The sequence below is a fragment of the Mitsuaria sp. 7 genome, from assembly GCF_001653795.1.
GTDB lineage: Bacteria > Pseudomonadota > Gammaproteobacteria > Burkholderiales > Burkholderiaceae_C > Roseateles.
In genome coordinates, this window is record NZ_CP011514.1 from 3,298,505 (window position 1) to 3,311,669 (window position 13,165).

Sequence of the window (13,165 nt, forward strand, 5' to 3'; positions counted from 1 at the left end):
TCTACCCCCACACCGCCACCGGGCAGTCCACCTTCCCGTCGCCGTATTTCACGCCGGGCTCAACGTCCTGGACCAGGATCGTCGGCCCGTCGAGGTCGACGATGTCGCACAGCTTGCCGACCAGCATCGCCGGCGCCATGGCCAGGCTGGTGCCGCCCATGTTGCCGACCATCACGCCGAGCTTCAGCACCCGCGCGCGGTGTGCCATCAGCAGCCCTTCGGTCAGCCCGCCGCATTTGTCGAGCTTGATGTTGAGCACGTCGAAGCGCCCGGGCAGCGATTCGAGTTCGTCGAGCGTCAGGCAGCTCTCGTCCGCCGCCGTCGGCATCGGGAAATCGACGAGCGCCATGTCGGCCTCGCGTCCGCGCGCGAAGGGTTGCTCGACCAGGCTGACGTCGCACGCGACCAGCACCGGCAACAGCGCCTCGATCGTCGTCGGTGTGAAGCCCTGGTTCGCGTCCACGCTGAGCCACACGTCCGGCCGTGCGCCGCGCACGGCGCGCACCCGGGCGATGTCGGCATCCGTGTCACCGGTGAGCTTGAGCTTGAGCGCCCGCATGTCGCGCAGCGCCAGCGCCCTCGTCGCCATCGCGCCGGGCTCGTCGGCCCCCAGCGTGATCGTCGTGGTCAGCGGCCTCGGCTCGGTGAGCCCCGCCATCTGCCAGACGGACCGGCCGGTGCGCCGGGCTTCGAGCTCCCACAACGCGCAGTCCACCGCGTTGCGCGCACCGCCAGGCGGCAGCAGGTGGCGCAGCGCCTGGCGGCCGATGCCGCCTTCGATGGCCTCGCGCACCGCCTCCAGTTGCGCCGGCATGTCCGCCGGACGATCGTCGAGGTAGTAGACGCCGGCCGCTTCGCCGCGGCCCTCGTACGACCCCTCCCGCAGGGTGACGCGCATCGCGGGCATCTCGGTGAAGCGGTAGCCGGAGATGACGAAGGGCTCGCGCAGCACGAGCTGCTCGACATGGCTGGACAGTTGGAGACGGGTCATGACATCGGGGACCGGGCGTGAGGAACTGGACGTGGGGGGGGGTCAGGCGTTGCGGAAACGCTGAGGGGAAAGTTCTCGGGCGTGGACGCCGGCGGCGGCGATGTCGTCGGGCAGGTCCTGGCCGAGCGCAAGCGCCGCTGCGGCGCGGCTCAGCGCGGGCGCCGTCTGGATGCCGTAGCCGCCCTGCCCGGCGCACCAGAAGAAGCCCGGCGCCGTGGGGTCGAAGCCCACCACCGGCGTGCGGTCGGGACTGAAGACGCGCAGACCGGCCCAGCGATGGCGCACGCGCGGAACGCGCTGACCGCTGAGCGTCTCGAAACGGTCCACCGCGATCGCCACGTCCAGTTCCTCGGGCTGCGCGTCGCAGGGCGGGCTGGGCGTTTCGTCCGCCGGGGAGATCAGCAGCAGGCCGGCGTCGGGCTTGAAGTAGTGGCTCTCGTCGATGGCGATGACCGCCGGCCAGTCGGCGGCCTCGGCGGCGGCGACGCCCGCCGGCACGTCGATCAGCGCCGCCGTCCGCCGCAGCGGCTGCAGCGACAAGGGCGCGACGCCGGCCAACTGGGCCACCGCATCCGCCCACGCGCCCGCGGCGTTGATCACCAGCGGCGCGCGCACGCTGAAGCTGTCGGTGCGGGCGAGCCAGCCCCTCTTCTCGCGCACCAGCTCGCGCAGCGGCGATCCCAGATGCAAGCGCACGCCGCCGCCCCGCGCCTGGCGCAGGAAGCCCTGATGCAGCGCGTCGACGTCGATGTCGGCCGAGGTGTCGTCGAGCAAGGCGCCCTCGATCCGGTCGCGCTGGAGGATGGCGATGCGCCGCATCGCCTCGTCCGCATCCAGGCGGCGCGTGTGCGTGCGCACGTCCTCGTCCGCGGCGAACTGGTCGGCGATCGATTGCTGCCCGGTACCGATCAGGTAGAGCGTGTCGCGCGCCCGCAGCAGCGGGACCTCGGCGAAACCCGCCGTCGGTCGATCGAAGAACGGCCGGCTGGCCCGCGTCAGCGCCCGGACCGGCGCGTTGCCGTAGAGCGCCGAGTAGAGCGCAGCGGAGCGGCCGGTCGTGTGATACCCGGCGTGCGCTTCCGCTTCGAGCACGGCCACCGTCATGTGCGGTGCGAGGTTCGCCGCGATCGACGCTCCGGCGATGCCGGCCCCGATCACCAGGCAATCCACGCTGCGGGCGGTCGTCTCACTCATGGTTTTTAGCTACTTTCCAAATTGGAAAATAACTCTACCATCCGGACAACTCGATGCACAACCTTGTTTGTCACGGGAAGACCCGCAGGGATTTCCCCGGAGGCCCCGCGACGATGAGCGCCACCATGACCCCCCTCAGCACTGTCCCCGACGCCGTAACGACGAGTTCCCGCGCCACCTGGTTCGGCCAGCCGCGCGGACTCACCGTGCTCTTCCTGACCGAGATGTGGGAGCGCTTCTCCTTCTACGGGATGAGCGCGCTGCTGGTCTATTACATGACCAAGCAGCTGCATTTCTCGCAGGCCGACGCCTCGCTGATCTACGGGCTGTACACCGGCGGCGTCTTCCTGACGCCGATCGCCGGGGGCTACCTCGCCGACCGCTGGCTGGGGCGGCGCTTCGCGATCGTGATGGGCGGCAGCCTGATGGCGGTCGGGCACTTCGCGCTCAGCTGGGAAGCGATGTTCTATCCGAGCCTCGTGCTGATCGCCCTGGGCAACGGCCTGTTCCTGCCCAACCTGCCAAGCCAGGTCGGCGACCTCTACACCGAGGACGATCCGCGCCGCGGCGGCGCCTACAACGTGTACTACGTCGGCGTGAATCTCGGTGGGCTGCTCGCGCCGCTGGCGTGCGGCACGCTGGGCGAGGTGTACGGCTGGCACTGGGGATTCGGCGCCGCGGGCGTGGGCATGTGCGTGGGACTGGTGATCTATCTGCTTGGAGGGAAGCACCTGCCGCAGGACCGGCCACGAGACACGTCGGCGCGCGGCGCCAACGCCGCGAGCCCCGATGCAGCCGGAGCTGCGGGATCTTCGGACGGGAGCGTGAAGCGCAAGCCCGGCGCCGCAGCGATCGTCGTGCCGCTGCTGCTGGTGGCCTTGTCGGTGATGGTGTTCCGCAGCTCGTACGCGCACAGCGGCAACACGCTGGCGCTCTGGGCGGACACCAGCGTCGACCTGCACGCCTTCGGCATCGCGATCCCGGTGACCTGGGTGCAGTCGCTCAATCCGCTGTTCGTCTTCCTGTTCACGCCGCTGCTGATCCGCGCATGGCGGCGCGCCGCCGTGAAGGGACGGGAACCCGCGCCGGTCCGGAAGATGGCGATCGGCGCTGCCGGCGTCGCCGCGGCCTACCTGCTCCTGGCGGCGACGGCCGCGATGTCCGATGGCAAGCCGGTGAGCGGCCTCTGGCTGCTGGTGTTCTTCATGGTCTACACGATCGGCGAGCTCTACATCCTGCCCGTCGGCCTCGGCCTGTTCGCACGACTCGCGCCGTCGGGCATGGGCGCGACGGTGATCGCCGCGTGGTTCCTCGCGGCCTTCGCGGGGAATCTGCTGTCGGGGGTCGTGGGGCGTGCGTGGGAGTGGCTCGGGCCTGCAGGATTCTTCGTGCTGCTCGCGGCGCTCGCCGCCGCAGCCTCACTGGCGCTGCTTGCGCTGGGACCCATGTTGAGGAGGTTGGAAGCGCCGCTGGCCCTCACCCCTGCCCTCTCCCGCAAGCGGGAGAGGGAGTAAGAAAGGCTCAGCGCTTCGAACCGCGCGACTTCGCGGCCGAGGCCTTGGCGCCCTTGCCGGAGGTCGTCGGTGCGGGCGCCGGCGCCGGCTCCTGCAGACGCTTGGAGACATCGATGAAATGCTGGCTGAACCCGTCCGGCGTGCCGCTGCTGCGCGGCGCGCAGGTCGCGAGCACGCGGCAGCGTTCGTCGGACGCCTTCAGGTAGGCGTGCCCCATCTCGCTGTCGAAGTAGATCGAATCGCCGGTCTTCAGCACCACCGGCGCATACAGCTCGCAGTGGAAGGCGATCTCGCCTTCGAGCACGTACGCGAACTCCTCGCCCGGATGGCGGATGAGGTCGCCGAACTCCGCCTTGAACTCGTCCAGCGTGCGCGCGTTGACCTCCGCGATCAGCGGCGTGACGCGCTTGTTGAGCAGTTCCGTCGCGAGGTAGAGCTGCTGGTAGCTCTCCGTCACGACCTGCTGCCCTTCCCCCGCGCGCTCCACGATGCGACGGCCGCCGCCGCCCGGCGCGGCGCGCGCGCCCGGCGCGTCGACCAACAGCTCCGCCATGTCCACGCCCAGGCCCTTGCTGAGCAGCATCAGCTTGTCGTAGGACAGGGACATGTTGCCCTTTTCCAGTTTGGAAAGCGTCGACACCGCCAGGCCGGTCCGTCCGCTCACGTCGCTGAGCGTGAGGCCCAGCCGTCGACGCACGCTGCGGATGTGGTCACCAGGAAGGTTCGAGTCGATGGCCATGGTCGGGAGGAGCAAACAGTGCGGCGATCTTAGCAAGGCCGCCTCCGCGGACCACCGCGAACACCCTGATTTGAAGCTTTGAGTAATAGCAGCTAAGGTTTCCACCAATGTGAAAGCTTTTTCCAAATTGGAAACTTGTGGCTCAACTTCGCCCGCCTCGCCAGGAGTCCACCGAATGAACGCCTCCCCCCGTTCCCGCCGACCAGCGCCCACTGCAAGACCCTCGCGATCCTCGCGGTCCATGCGCACCACGCCTCGATTCGCCTTCGCGCCGCTGCTGCTGCCCTGCCTCGCCGCGCTGCATGCCATGCCGGCGTGGAGTCAGGCGGCCGCGCCGGCACCGGCTGCGGCAGCGTCGTCCGCCGGCGTCGTCGAGAAGGATGGCGACCGCGCCGCGGTCAAGGCGGAGAAGCTGGAGGTCGTGACCGTCACCGCGACGCGTCGCCGCGAACCGCTGCGCGACGTGCCGCTGCGCGTCGAGACGATCAGCACCGAAGGCCTGGAGCGCTCCGGCGCCGGCTCGCTGGTGGACTACGTGGGCAACCTGCCCGGCGTGGACGTCAGCAGCGACGGCGGTCCCGGCCGCGGCCAGGTCAGCATCCGCGGCGTCAACGTGGGCAGCGCGGGCACGGCGACGGTCGGCACCTATGTCGACGAGGTGGCCTACGGCTCCAGCACCGCCTTCGGCGGCGCGGCGGTGGCCGCGCTCGACATGTCGCTGCTGGACCTGCACCACATCGAGCTGCTGCGCGGCCCGCAGGGCACGCTCTACGGCGCGGGCGCGATGGGCGGCCTGCTCAAGTACGTCACCAACGAACCCGACACCCTGGAGTTCTCCGGCAAGGTCGGCTTCGGCGTGCGCGGCATCAAGGGCGGCGCGCTCGGACACACGGAGAACGCGGTGGTGAACGTGCCGCTGAGCGCCGGCGTCGCCGCCCTGCGCGTGGCCGCCTTCAACGACCATGACGGCGGCTACATCAAGGCTTCCGGCCTGGCGTCGGGCAAGCACGTCAACGACGGCGACACGCGCGGCGGACGGGTCTCGCTGCTGCTGGAGCCGATGTCGAAGATGAAGGTCCGCCTCTCCGCGGTCGACCAGAAGATCGAGCGCGACGGCACCGGCGTGGTCCAGTACGACGTCGCGACGGGCAAGCCGCTGCACGGCGACCTGACCCATGACCTGTCGATCTCCGAGCCCTACAGCATCCGCACGCGGCTGCTCTCGGCGGACGTCGACTACGACTTCGGCTGGGCGCGCCTGAACGCCATCGTGTCCAGCCAGCGCTTCAACGGCGACACGCTGCTGGACGCCACCGAGATCCTGGGCGGCGGCGCCTTCGACTTCGTGCAGCTGGACAACCGCACCAAGCTGCGCAAGGAAACGCAGGAGCTTCGCCTGACGTCGGCGCGGGGCACCGTCGAATGGCTGATCGGCCTGTACCACAACAAGGAACGCAACAACTACAACCAGCGCCTGTGGGGCCGGCCCACCGGCGCCGACGCGGACATGGAGCTGGTGCGCGTAGGCCAGCCCGCGAGCTACGAGGAGAACGCCGTCTACGGCGACGTGACCTGGAATCCGAGCTCGGCGCTGTCCTTCACGCTGGGGGCCCGCGTGGCGCGCAACAAGCAGGCGTACGAGACGCTCACCAACGACGTCCCGGACTTCTCCACGCCGGCCACGTCCAAGGACCGGTCGAACACCTACCTCGCGACGGCGCGTTATTCGCTCGACAAGCAGAGCAGCGTCTACGTGCGCGCCGCCAGCGGCTACCGCCCGGGCGGTCCCAACCCGCAGGCCATCGACGAGAACGGCCAGATCATCCCCGGCGCGCCGACCTCGTTCGAGGCCGACACGCTCTGGAGCTACGAGGCCGGCTACAAGGCCGACCTGCTGGAACGGCGCCTGTCGCTGGAGGTCGCGCTCTTCGACATCCGCTGGAGCAAGCTGCAGCAGCCGCTCGCCTTCGGCGCGACGACGGTGATGGGCAACGCCGGCAAGGCCGAAGTCAAGGGGCTGGAACTGGCGTCGCGTTATGCGATCAACGACGACTGGCGCCTGGAGGGCAACCTGGCCTGGACCGACGGCAAGCTGAAGGAAGACGCGCCGGCCCTCGGCCCCTCCGGCGCGAAGCTGCCGAACTCGGCCAGGCTGTCCGTGTCGCTGGGCGCGCGCTACGCCTTCGCGCTGGCCGGCAGGCCGTCCTACGCCAGCCTGCAGGTGCGTCGCGTCGGCAAGCGCAACGCGGGCTTCGACAGCGACACCACCTCCATCCCCAACTTCGTGATGCCGGCCTACACGCTGGTCGACGCGCAATGGGGCATGGACTTCGGCGCCTGGCAGCTGTCGGCCTTCGTCCGCAACCTGACCGACAAGCGCGCGATCCTCGGCGCCGACACCGCGCTCACCGCCTTCGGCGGCCCGCTGCGCGCGACGCCGGCCCAGCCGCGCACGATCGGCGCCTCGGTCAACTACAACTTCTGAACGACGACTCATGAAGCCACTGACCTTGCGCCTAGCCGCGCTGATGCTGGCCGCCTTCGGCGCGGCGATGCCGACGGCATCGGCCCAGTCGCCGACGACCAGTCCCCAGTCCCCGCCGATCGCACCGCTCACGGCGACCGCGAAGGAGACTGCCCGGCCGATGACGCTGGCCGACACGCAGGCCTGGCTGGACGGCCTGATGCCCGCCGCGCTGAAGATGGCGCAGGTGCCCGGCGCCGTCGTCGTCATCGTGAAGGACGGCCAGCCGCTGATCCAGAAGGGCTACGGCTACGCCGACTGGGACCGGCGCGTGCCCGTCGATGCGGAGCGCACGCTGTTCCGTCCCGGCTCCGTGTCCAAGCTGTTCACATGGACGGCGGTGATGCAGCTGGTCGAGCAGGGCAAGCTCAACCTCGACGCCGACCTCAACCAGTACCTCGACTTCAAGATCCCGCAGTTCAACGGCAAGCCGATGACGCTGCGCCATGTGCTCACGCACACGACCGGGTTCGAGGAAACCGCGCGCGACCTGATCACCTACACCGGCAAGTCGCCCGACCTGGCCAAGGTGCTCAAGGACTACATCCCGCCCGCGCTCTACGAGCCGGGCGCGCGGCCGGGCTACTCGAACTACGCGACGGCGCTGGCCGGCTACATCGTGCAGCGCGTCAGCGGCCTGCCCTTCGACGACTACGTCGAGCAGAAGATCTTCACGCCGCTGGGCATGCGGCACGCGAGCTTCCGGCAGCCGCTGCCCCCGGCGCTGGCGCCGCTGATGTCGCAGGGCTACGAGAAGCAGGGCGAGCCCGGCAAGGGCTTCGAGATCGTCAGCCTGGCGCCCGCCGGCAGCCTGTCGGCGACCGGCGCGGACATGGGGCGCTTCATGCAGGCCTTCCTGCAGCAGGGGCAGCTCGGTGAGTCGCGCATTCTCAAGCCCGAGACCGTGAAGCAGATGCACGGCCAGCTGACGAAGCCGATGCCGGACCTGCTCGGCATCGGGCTGGGCTTCTACCAGCACGACATCAACGGTCATCGCGTCGTCGGTCACGGCGGCGACACCATCCTCTTCCACACCGACCTCCTGCTGTTCGTCGATGACGGCATCGGCCTCTACATCTCGGTCAACTCGCCGGGCAAGGACGGCCAGGGCAAGTGGCTGCGGGACACGGTGCTGGAATCCTTCGCCGACCGCTACCTGCCGGATGCGCGCGCCGCGACGCCCCGGCAGGTCGATGACGCGACCGCCAAGCAGCACGCCCGGCAACTGGCCGGCTCGTACCAGAGCACGCGGCGCGAGGACTCGACCTTCTTCTCGCTGCTGCCGCTGCTCAGCCCGCTGAAGGTGGAGGCGCTGGACGACGGCCGCGTGGCGCTGGAACTGGCCGGCACGCGCAGCGTGTTCCGCGAGGTCAAGCCCTATCTGTGGGAAGAGGTGCACGGCAAGCGCCGCCTGCAGGCCATCGTCGAGAACGGCCGCGTGGTGCGTTGGGGCCTGGAGCCCTACGTCTTCGCCTTCGTCTTCGAGCCGGTGCCGGCGTTGTCGGGCGGCCTGGCGCTGCTGCTGGCCGGGCTCTCGCTGGTGACGATGCTGCTCACCGCGCTGCTGTGGCCGGTGGCCGCGGTGCTGCGCCGCAAGCACGGCGTCGCCGCGCCGGGCCGGCCGTTGCTGGCGGTGCGGGTGGCGAGCGTCCTCGTGCTGCTCTCAGTCGCGCTGTGGACGCTGGTGTTCACGCGGCTGGAAGGCGACGGCGACCTGAGCGTCGTCCTGCCCCTCGCGCAAGTCCTGACCCTGGTCGCGTTCATCGGCGGACTGCTCGTGTCGCTGTGGCAGGCGCGGCTCGCCTTCAAGGGCGGCGCGGCCGTCGGCAAGGCGGCGAAGGCGCTGGCCGTGGTCTGGGTGCTGGCCTTCGCGGTCCTCATCGTGATCGGCGGCGCGCACCACCTGATGAGCTTCAACCAGAACTTCTGAACCCGCGGTCCCCGGACGAGGACCAGGGCGCGCCCACAAGGCGCGCCCGTGTTTGTTTGAAGGAATCCCGATGACGTCGATGAAGAAGGCCGGTCTCGCCGGAATGGTCGCCCTGGCGCTGACGGTGTCCGCGGCGACGCTGGCCGTCGCCCAGCCCACCCAGCAGCCCGCGGCGATCCCGCCGCAGAAGCCGCTGGCGCCGAAAGTCGCCGCGACGCCGGAACCGCCCGCGGTGCCGGCGTCCTCCGCCTCGGGGGCCTCGTCGACGTCGTCGACATCGACCGCACCTGCGGCCAAGGCCCTGACCGCCGCCGACCTCGAAGCCTGGCTGGACGGCCGCGTCGCCTACTCGCTCGAGGCCGGCGACATCGCCGGCGCGGTGGTGTCCGTGGTGAAGGACGGCCAGGTCCTGTTCCAGAAGGGCTACGGCTACGCCGACGTCAAGGCCAAGGTGCCGATGAGCGCCGAGACCTCGATGGTGCGGCCCGGCTCGACGTCCAAGCTGTTCACGTGGACGGCGGTGATGCAGCAGGTCCAGGCGGGCAAGCTGGATCTCGATCGCGACGTCAACGACTACCTCGACTTCAAGATCCCGCAGACCTTCGGCAAGCCGATCACGCTGCGGCATCTGATGAACCACACGGCCGGCTTCGAGGAGGGCCTGAAGGACCTGCTCGCCTACGACCCGAAGCTCGCACCGTCCAACGAGGACTACCTGAAGCAGCATCCGCGGCCGATGCTGTTCGCGCCGGGTCAGGCGCCGGGTTACTCCAACTACGGCGTCGCGCTGGCCGGCTACATCGTGCAGCGCGTGTCCGGCGAGCCCTTCGATGCCTACGTCGACCGCCACATCTTCCAGCCGCTGGGCATGCTGCACTCGACGACCGCGCAGCCGCTGCCGGCGAAGTTCGAGCCCTTCATCGCCAAGGGCTACCGTCAGGCGAGCGACCCGGCGCCCTCCCCGTTCGAGCTGGTCGTCACCGCGCCTGCCGGCAGCGGCAGCGCGACGGCGTCCGACATGGCGCGCTTCATGCTCGCGCATCTGCAGCAGGGGAAGTTCAACGGCTACGAGATGCTGAGCCCCGCCACCACCGCGCTCATGCACAGCCCGTCCGCGCAGACGCGGCCCGGCTTCAACGTGATGGCGCACGGCTTCTTCCGCGAGTTCCGCAACGGCCGCACGCTGCTCGGCCACGGCGGCGACACCATCGTGTTCCATTCCGACCTGAGCCTGCTGCCGGATGAAGGCGTCGGGATCTTCCTGTCCTTCAACAGCCGCGGGAAGGACTCGGCGGTCTACCTGGCGCGCAAGGCCTTGATGGAGGGCTTCCTCGACCGCTACTTCCCCGGCAAGCCGGTCGTCGATGCGCCAGCGCTGGCCTCGGCAACCAAGGACGCACCACTGATCGCGGGCCGCTACCAGACCTCGCGCCGCGTCGAGCACGGTTTCCTCAGCGCGCTGTACCTGATGAACCAGACGGTGATCACCGCCAATCCGGACGGCACCATCCTCGCGCCCTCCGGACCGACCGGCGAGATGGTTACCTTCCGCGAGGTCGCGCCGCAGCTGTGGCGCAAGCAGGGCGGCCTGCAGGAGCTCGCGCTGGCCAACGTCGACGGGGTGAAGACCGTCATCGACAGCGAGAACCCCGTCTCCGTGCTGCAGGAGGCGCCCTTCCTGCGCTCGGCGCCGTTGACGCTGAGCATCCTGGGGCTGTCCCTGCTCGTGCTGGTGAGCGCGCTGGTCGCATGGCCGCTGGGCGCGCTGCTGCGCCGCGCGGATCGCGGCACAAGCGGCGCGTCACCCGCGCTGCATCGGCTGCGCCGCTGGCAGCGCATCGCGGTCGTCGTCGACGTCGTCTACCTCACCGCCTGGATCATCCTCATCATGCCGGTGCTCAGCACCGACCTGGCGCTCTACAACGGCGGCAACGACTGGCTCTTCGGCCTGATGCAGCTGAGCGGCGTGTTCGCGCTCGCGGCGGCGATCGTCGGCGTTTGGGTCGCGTGGCGGCTGTTCCGCGTCGAGGCGACGCGCCTCTCGCGCGTGTGGGGCGTGCTGGTCGCGCTCGCCCTGGCGGGCATCGTCTGGATCGGCGTCGTCGGGCAGCTGATGAGCCTCAACCTCAACTATTGAGCGCGCCTGAGCGCCCTCACAACGACGAGCACCGGACGATCCATGAAGTTCTTCATCGCGCACCTCGCCACCGAGACCAACACTTTCGCGCCGGCGCCGACGGGGCTCGGCGGCTTCGAGGAATACGGGATCTTCCACGGCGACGCGAGTCGCCGGGATCCCGAAGGCACGGGCGCCTTCCTGCGCTTCCTGCGCGAGCTGATCGAGGCGGACGGCCATGAGGTGGCCGAGAGCCTGAACGCGATCGCGCAGCCCTCAGGCCGCACGGTGCGGCATGTCTACGAGGCGCTGCGCGACGAGATCGTCGCCGACCTGCGCGCGGCGATGCCCGTCGACGCGGTGCAACTGCTGCTGCACGGCGCGATGGCCGCCGAGGGTTACGACGATTGCGAGGGCGACCTCGCGGCGCACATCCGCAAGGTGGTCGGTCCGGACGTGCCGATCGGGCTGGAGCTCGATCTGCATTGCCACCTCACGGCGCTGATGCAGCGATCGGCGACCGCGATCGTGGCGTTCAAGGAGTACCCGCACATCGACGCGGAGCCGCGCGGGCGCGAGCTCTACCGGATCCTCGTCGACACGGCGGCGGGACGCGTGCGGCCGGTGACGGCGACCTTCGACTGCAAGATGGTCGGGCTCTGGCACACGACGCGCGAGCCGATGCAGTCCTTCGTCGCGCGCATGCAGGCGGTGGAGCAGCAGCCCGGTGTGCTGTCGGTCTCGCTCGGTCACGGCTTCCCGTGGGGCGACGTGCCGGAAGCGGGCGCGAAACTCTGGGTCGTGACCGACAACGACCCGGCACTCGCCCGCTCACTCGCGGAGCAGCTGGGTCGCGAGTTCTGGGAGCTGCGAGACGAGATAGGCCCGGAACTGATCGATGTCGACGGCGCGCTCGACCGCGCCCTGGCGATGGACGAAGGCCCCGTCGTGCTGGCCGACATCGCCGACAACCCCGGCGGCGGCGCGCCCTGCGACAGCACCTTCATCCTGCGCCGCATCGTCCAGCGCGGCATCGGCAACGTGATTGTCGGCGCGTTGTGGGACCTCGGTGCGGTGCACATCTGCCGCGACGCAGGCGTGGGCGCCGAGCTCGACCTGCGCATAGGCGGCAAGTGCGGACCGGCCTCGGGCGACCCGCTGGATCTGCGGGTGGTGGTCCGCGCGGTGGTCGAGGACCACACGCAGACCGCGCTCGGCACGCGCGAGCGGCTCGGCCCCAGCGTGCGCGTCGAGGCGGCGAACGGCGTGCACATCGTGCTCTGCTCGATCCGCACGCAGACCTACGGCACGGACGCGTTCACCGGCCTGGGCCTGACGCTGGAGAACAAGACGCTGATCGTGGTGAAGTCGACGCAGCACTTCCACGCGGAGTTCGCGCCCATCGCCAAGGCGGTGCTCTACGTCACCACGCCCGGGGCGATGAACTGCGATTTCGCGAGCACGCCGTATCGGCTGAGGTCGCCGGACTACTGGCCGAGGGTGGCGGATCCGCACGGGTTCGGTTGACGCATCTTCCGGTCGACGGTCGCCTGGACCGCGTGGATCGCTGCGTTCACCGGCCTTGCACGGTGCCGTAACGGGCGTGATAGGCCGAGCACAGCCGCACCAGCTCGTCGAAGTTGATCTTCAGCGTGGTCGAGGAGATCGCGAGCGGGCTCCCGCACAGCTTGAAGTTCATCCGGTTCAGCGCCCGCTTGAGCGGGTTGCCGCGCTCGATGTACTGCTCGGGCGACGTCACGCGGATCACCAGCATCCGCGAGTTCTGGATCACCAGCACGTCGAAGCCGAGGATGTCCCGCCACGGGATCAGGCCCGCCGCGACGCCGCTGGAGTTGTCGACGATGCCGTCCTCGCGCAGCACCAGGCCGGGCGACCGGTCGAAGAGCTTCCTGAAGGCGAAGGCCGCGACGAGGCCGAAGAACGCGATGCCGATGAGGCCCATCGCATGGACCAGCGTCAGGTGGCCGAGCGGACCGCCCTCCAGCGCCGATCCCGGCTGCGCGCGGAACATCCACCAGCCGCCGACGACGAACACCATCGAGCCCGCCATGACGAGCAGGAGCTTGGTCCTGCTGAGCGGGATGATCTTCTGGTCGCGGGTCTCCTGATCTCGACTCACTGGCGTTCCTCCGTCGT

9 protein-coding genes are annotated in these 13,165 nt (G+C 69.7%); 5 read left to right on the forward strand and 4 right to left on the reverse strand.

The window, feature by feature from the left end; genetic code table 11:
- Position 1: 1 nt before the first annotated feature.
- Positions 2-991 carry a dipeptide epimerase gene (locus ABE85_RS14445; RefSeq protein WP_067275808.1) on the reverse strand — a complete coding sequence of 330 codons (990 nt, stop codon included), beginning with the start codon at positions 989-991 and terminating at the stop codon, positions 2-4.
- Positions 992-1,033: 42 nt separating this feature from the next.
- Positions 1,034-2,185 carry an FAD-binding oxidoreductase gene (locus ABE85_RS14450; protein WP_067275814.1) on the reverse strand — a complete coding sequence of 384 codons (1,152 nt, stop codon included), beginning with the start codon at positions 2,183-2,185 and terminating at the stop codon, positions 1,034-1,036.
- Between the two features lie 125 nt (positions 2,186-2,310).
- On the opposite strand from ABE85_RS14450, the gene ABE85_RS14455 reads away from it, so the two are divergent.
- A complete protein-coding gene (locus ABE85_RS14455) occupies positions 2,311-3,699 on the forward strand; it encodes a peptide MFS transporter (protein WP_067282746.1) in 1,389 nt (462 codons plus the stop codon).
- A 7-nt stretch (positions 3,700-3,706) separates the two neighbouring features.
- Here ABE85_RS14455 and ABE85_RS14460 read toward each other — a convergent pair whose 3' ends face one another.
- Entirely contained in the window at positions 3,707-4,438 is a 732-nt protein-coding gene (locus ABE85_RS14460; RefSeq protein WP_067275817.1) for a helix-turn-helix domain-containing protein, read from the reverse strand.
- 241 nt (positions 4,439-4,679) lie between these two features.
- On the opposite strand from ABE85_RS14460, the gene ABE85_RS14465 reads away from it, so the two are divergent.
- From ABE85_RS14465 to ABE85_RS14480, 4 genes are all read left to right on the forward strand, one after another.
- Positions 4,680-6,923, forward strand: coding sequence for a TonB-dependent receptor (locus ABE85_RS14465; protein ID WP_197507011.1), 2,244 nt, complete (start codon positions 4,680-4,682; stop codon positions 6,921-6,923).
- A gap of 10 nt (positions 6,924-6,933) precedes the next feature.
- Positions 6,934-8,892 (forward strand): serine hydrolase, encoded by a 1,959-nt coding sequence (locus ABE85_RS14470; RefSeq protein WP_067275824.1) that lies wholly within the window; start codon positions 6,934-6,936, stop codon positions 8,890-8,892.
- A 70-nt stretch (positions 8,893-8,962) separates the two neighbouring features.
- Complete coding sequence (locus ABE85_RS14475; protein WP_082938621.1) at positions 8,963-11,029, forward strand: serine hydrolase; 2,067 nt, start codon at positions 8,963-8,965, stop codon at positions 11,027-11,029.
- Positions 11,030-11,071: 42 nt separating this feature from the next.
- On the forward strand, positions 11,072-12,535 hold the full coding sequence (locus ABE85_RS14480; RefSeq protein ID WP_067275828.1) for a M81 family metallopeptidase: 1,464 nt from the start codon (positions 11,072-11,074) through the stop codon (positions 12,533-12,535).
- 46 nt (positions 12,536-12,581) lie between these two features.
- On the opposite strand, the gene ABE85_RS14485 is transcribed toward ABE85_RS14480, so the two are convergent.
- Positions 12,582-13,148: an STM3941 family protein gene (locus tag ABE85_RS14485; protein WP_082938622.1), complete on the reverse strand. Its 567-nt coding sequence runs from the start codon at positions 13,146-13,148 to the stop codon at positions 12,582-12,584.
- Between the last annotated feature and the right edge of the window lie 17 nt (positions 13,149-13,165).

Excerpts from the sequence above, each read along its gene's own strand:
- ABE85_RS14445 (WP_067275808.1), bottom strand. The coding sequence starts at position 991 with ATGACCCGTCTCCAACTGTCCAGCCATGTCGAGCAGCTCGTGCTGCGC.
- ABE85_RS14450 (WP_067275814.1), bottom strand. The coding sequence starts at position 2,185 with ATGAGTGAGACGACCGCCCGCAGCGTGGATTGCCTGGTGATCGGGGCC.
- ABE85_RS14455 (WP_067282746.1), top strand. The coding sequence starts at position 2,311 with ATGACCCCCCTCAGCACTGTCCCCGACGCCGTAACGACGAGTTCCCGC.
- ABE85_RS14460 (WP_067275817.1), bottom strand. The coding sequence starts at position 4,438 with ATGGCCATCGACTCGAACCTTCCTGGTGACCACATCCGCAGCGTGCGT.
- ABE85_RS14465 (WP_197507011.1), top strand. The coding sequence starts at position 4,680 with ATGCGCACCACGCCTCGATTCGCCTTCGCGCCGCTGCTGCTGCCCTGC.
- ABE85_RS14470 (WP_067275824.1), top strand. The coding sequence starts at position 6,934 with ATGAAGCCACTGACCTTGCGCCTAGCCGCGCTGATGCTGGCCGCCTTC.
- ABE85_RS14475 (WP_082938621.1), top strand. The coding sequence starts at position 8,963 with ATGACGTCGATGAAGAAGGCCGGTCTCGCCGGAATGGTCGCCCTGGCG.
- ABE85_RS14480 (WP_067275828.1), top strand. The coding sequence starts at position 11,072 with ATGAAGTTCTTCATCGCGCACCTCGCCACCGAGACCAACACTTTCGCG.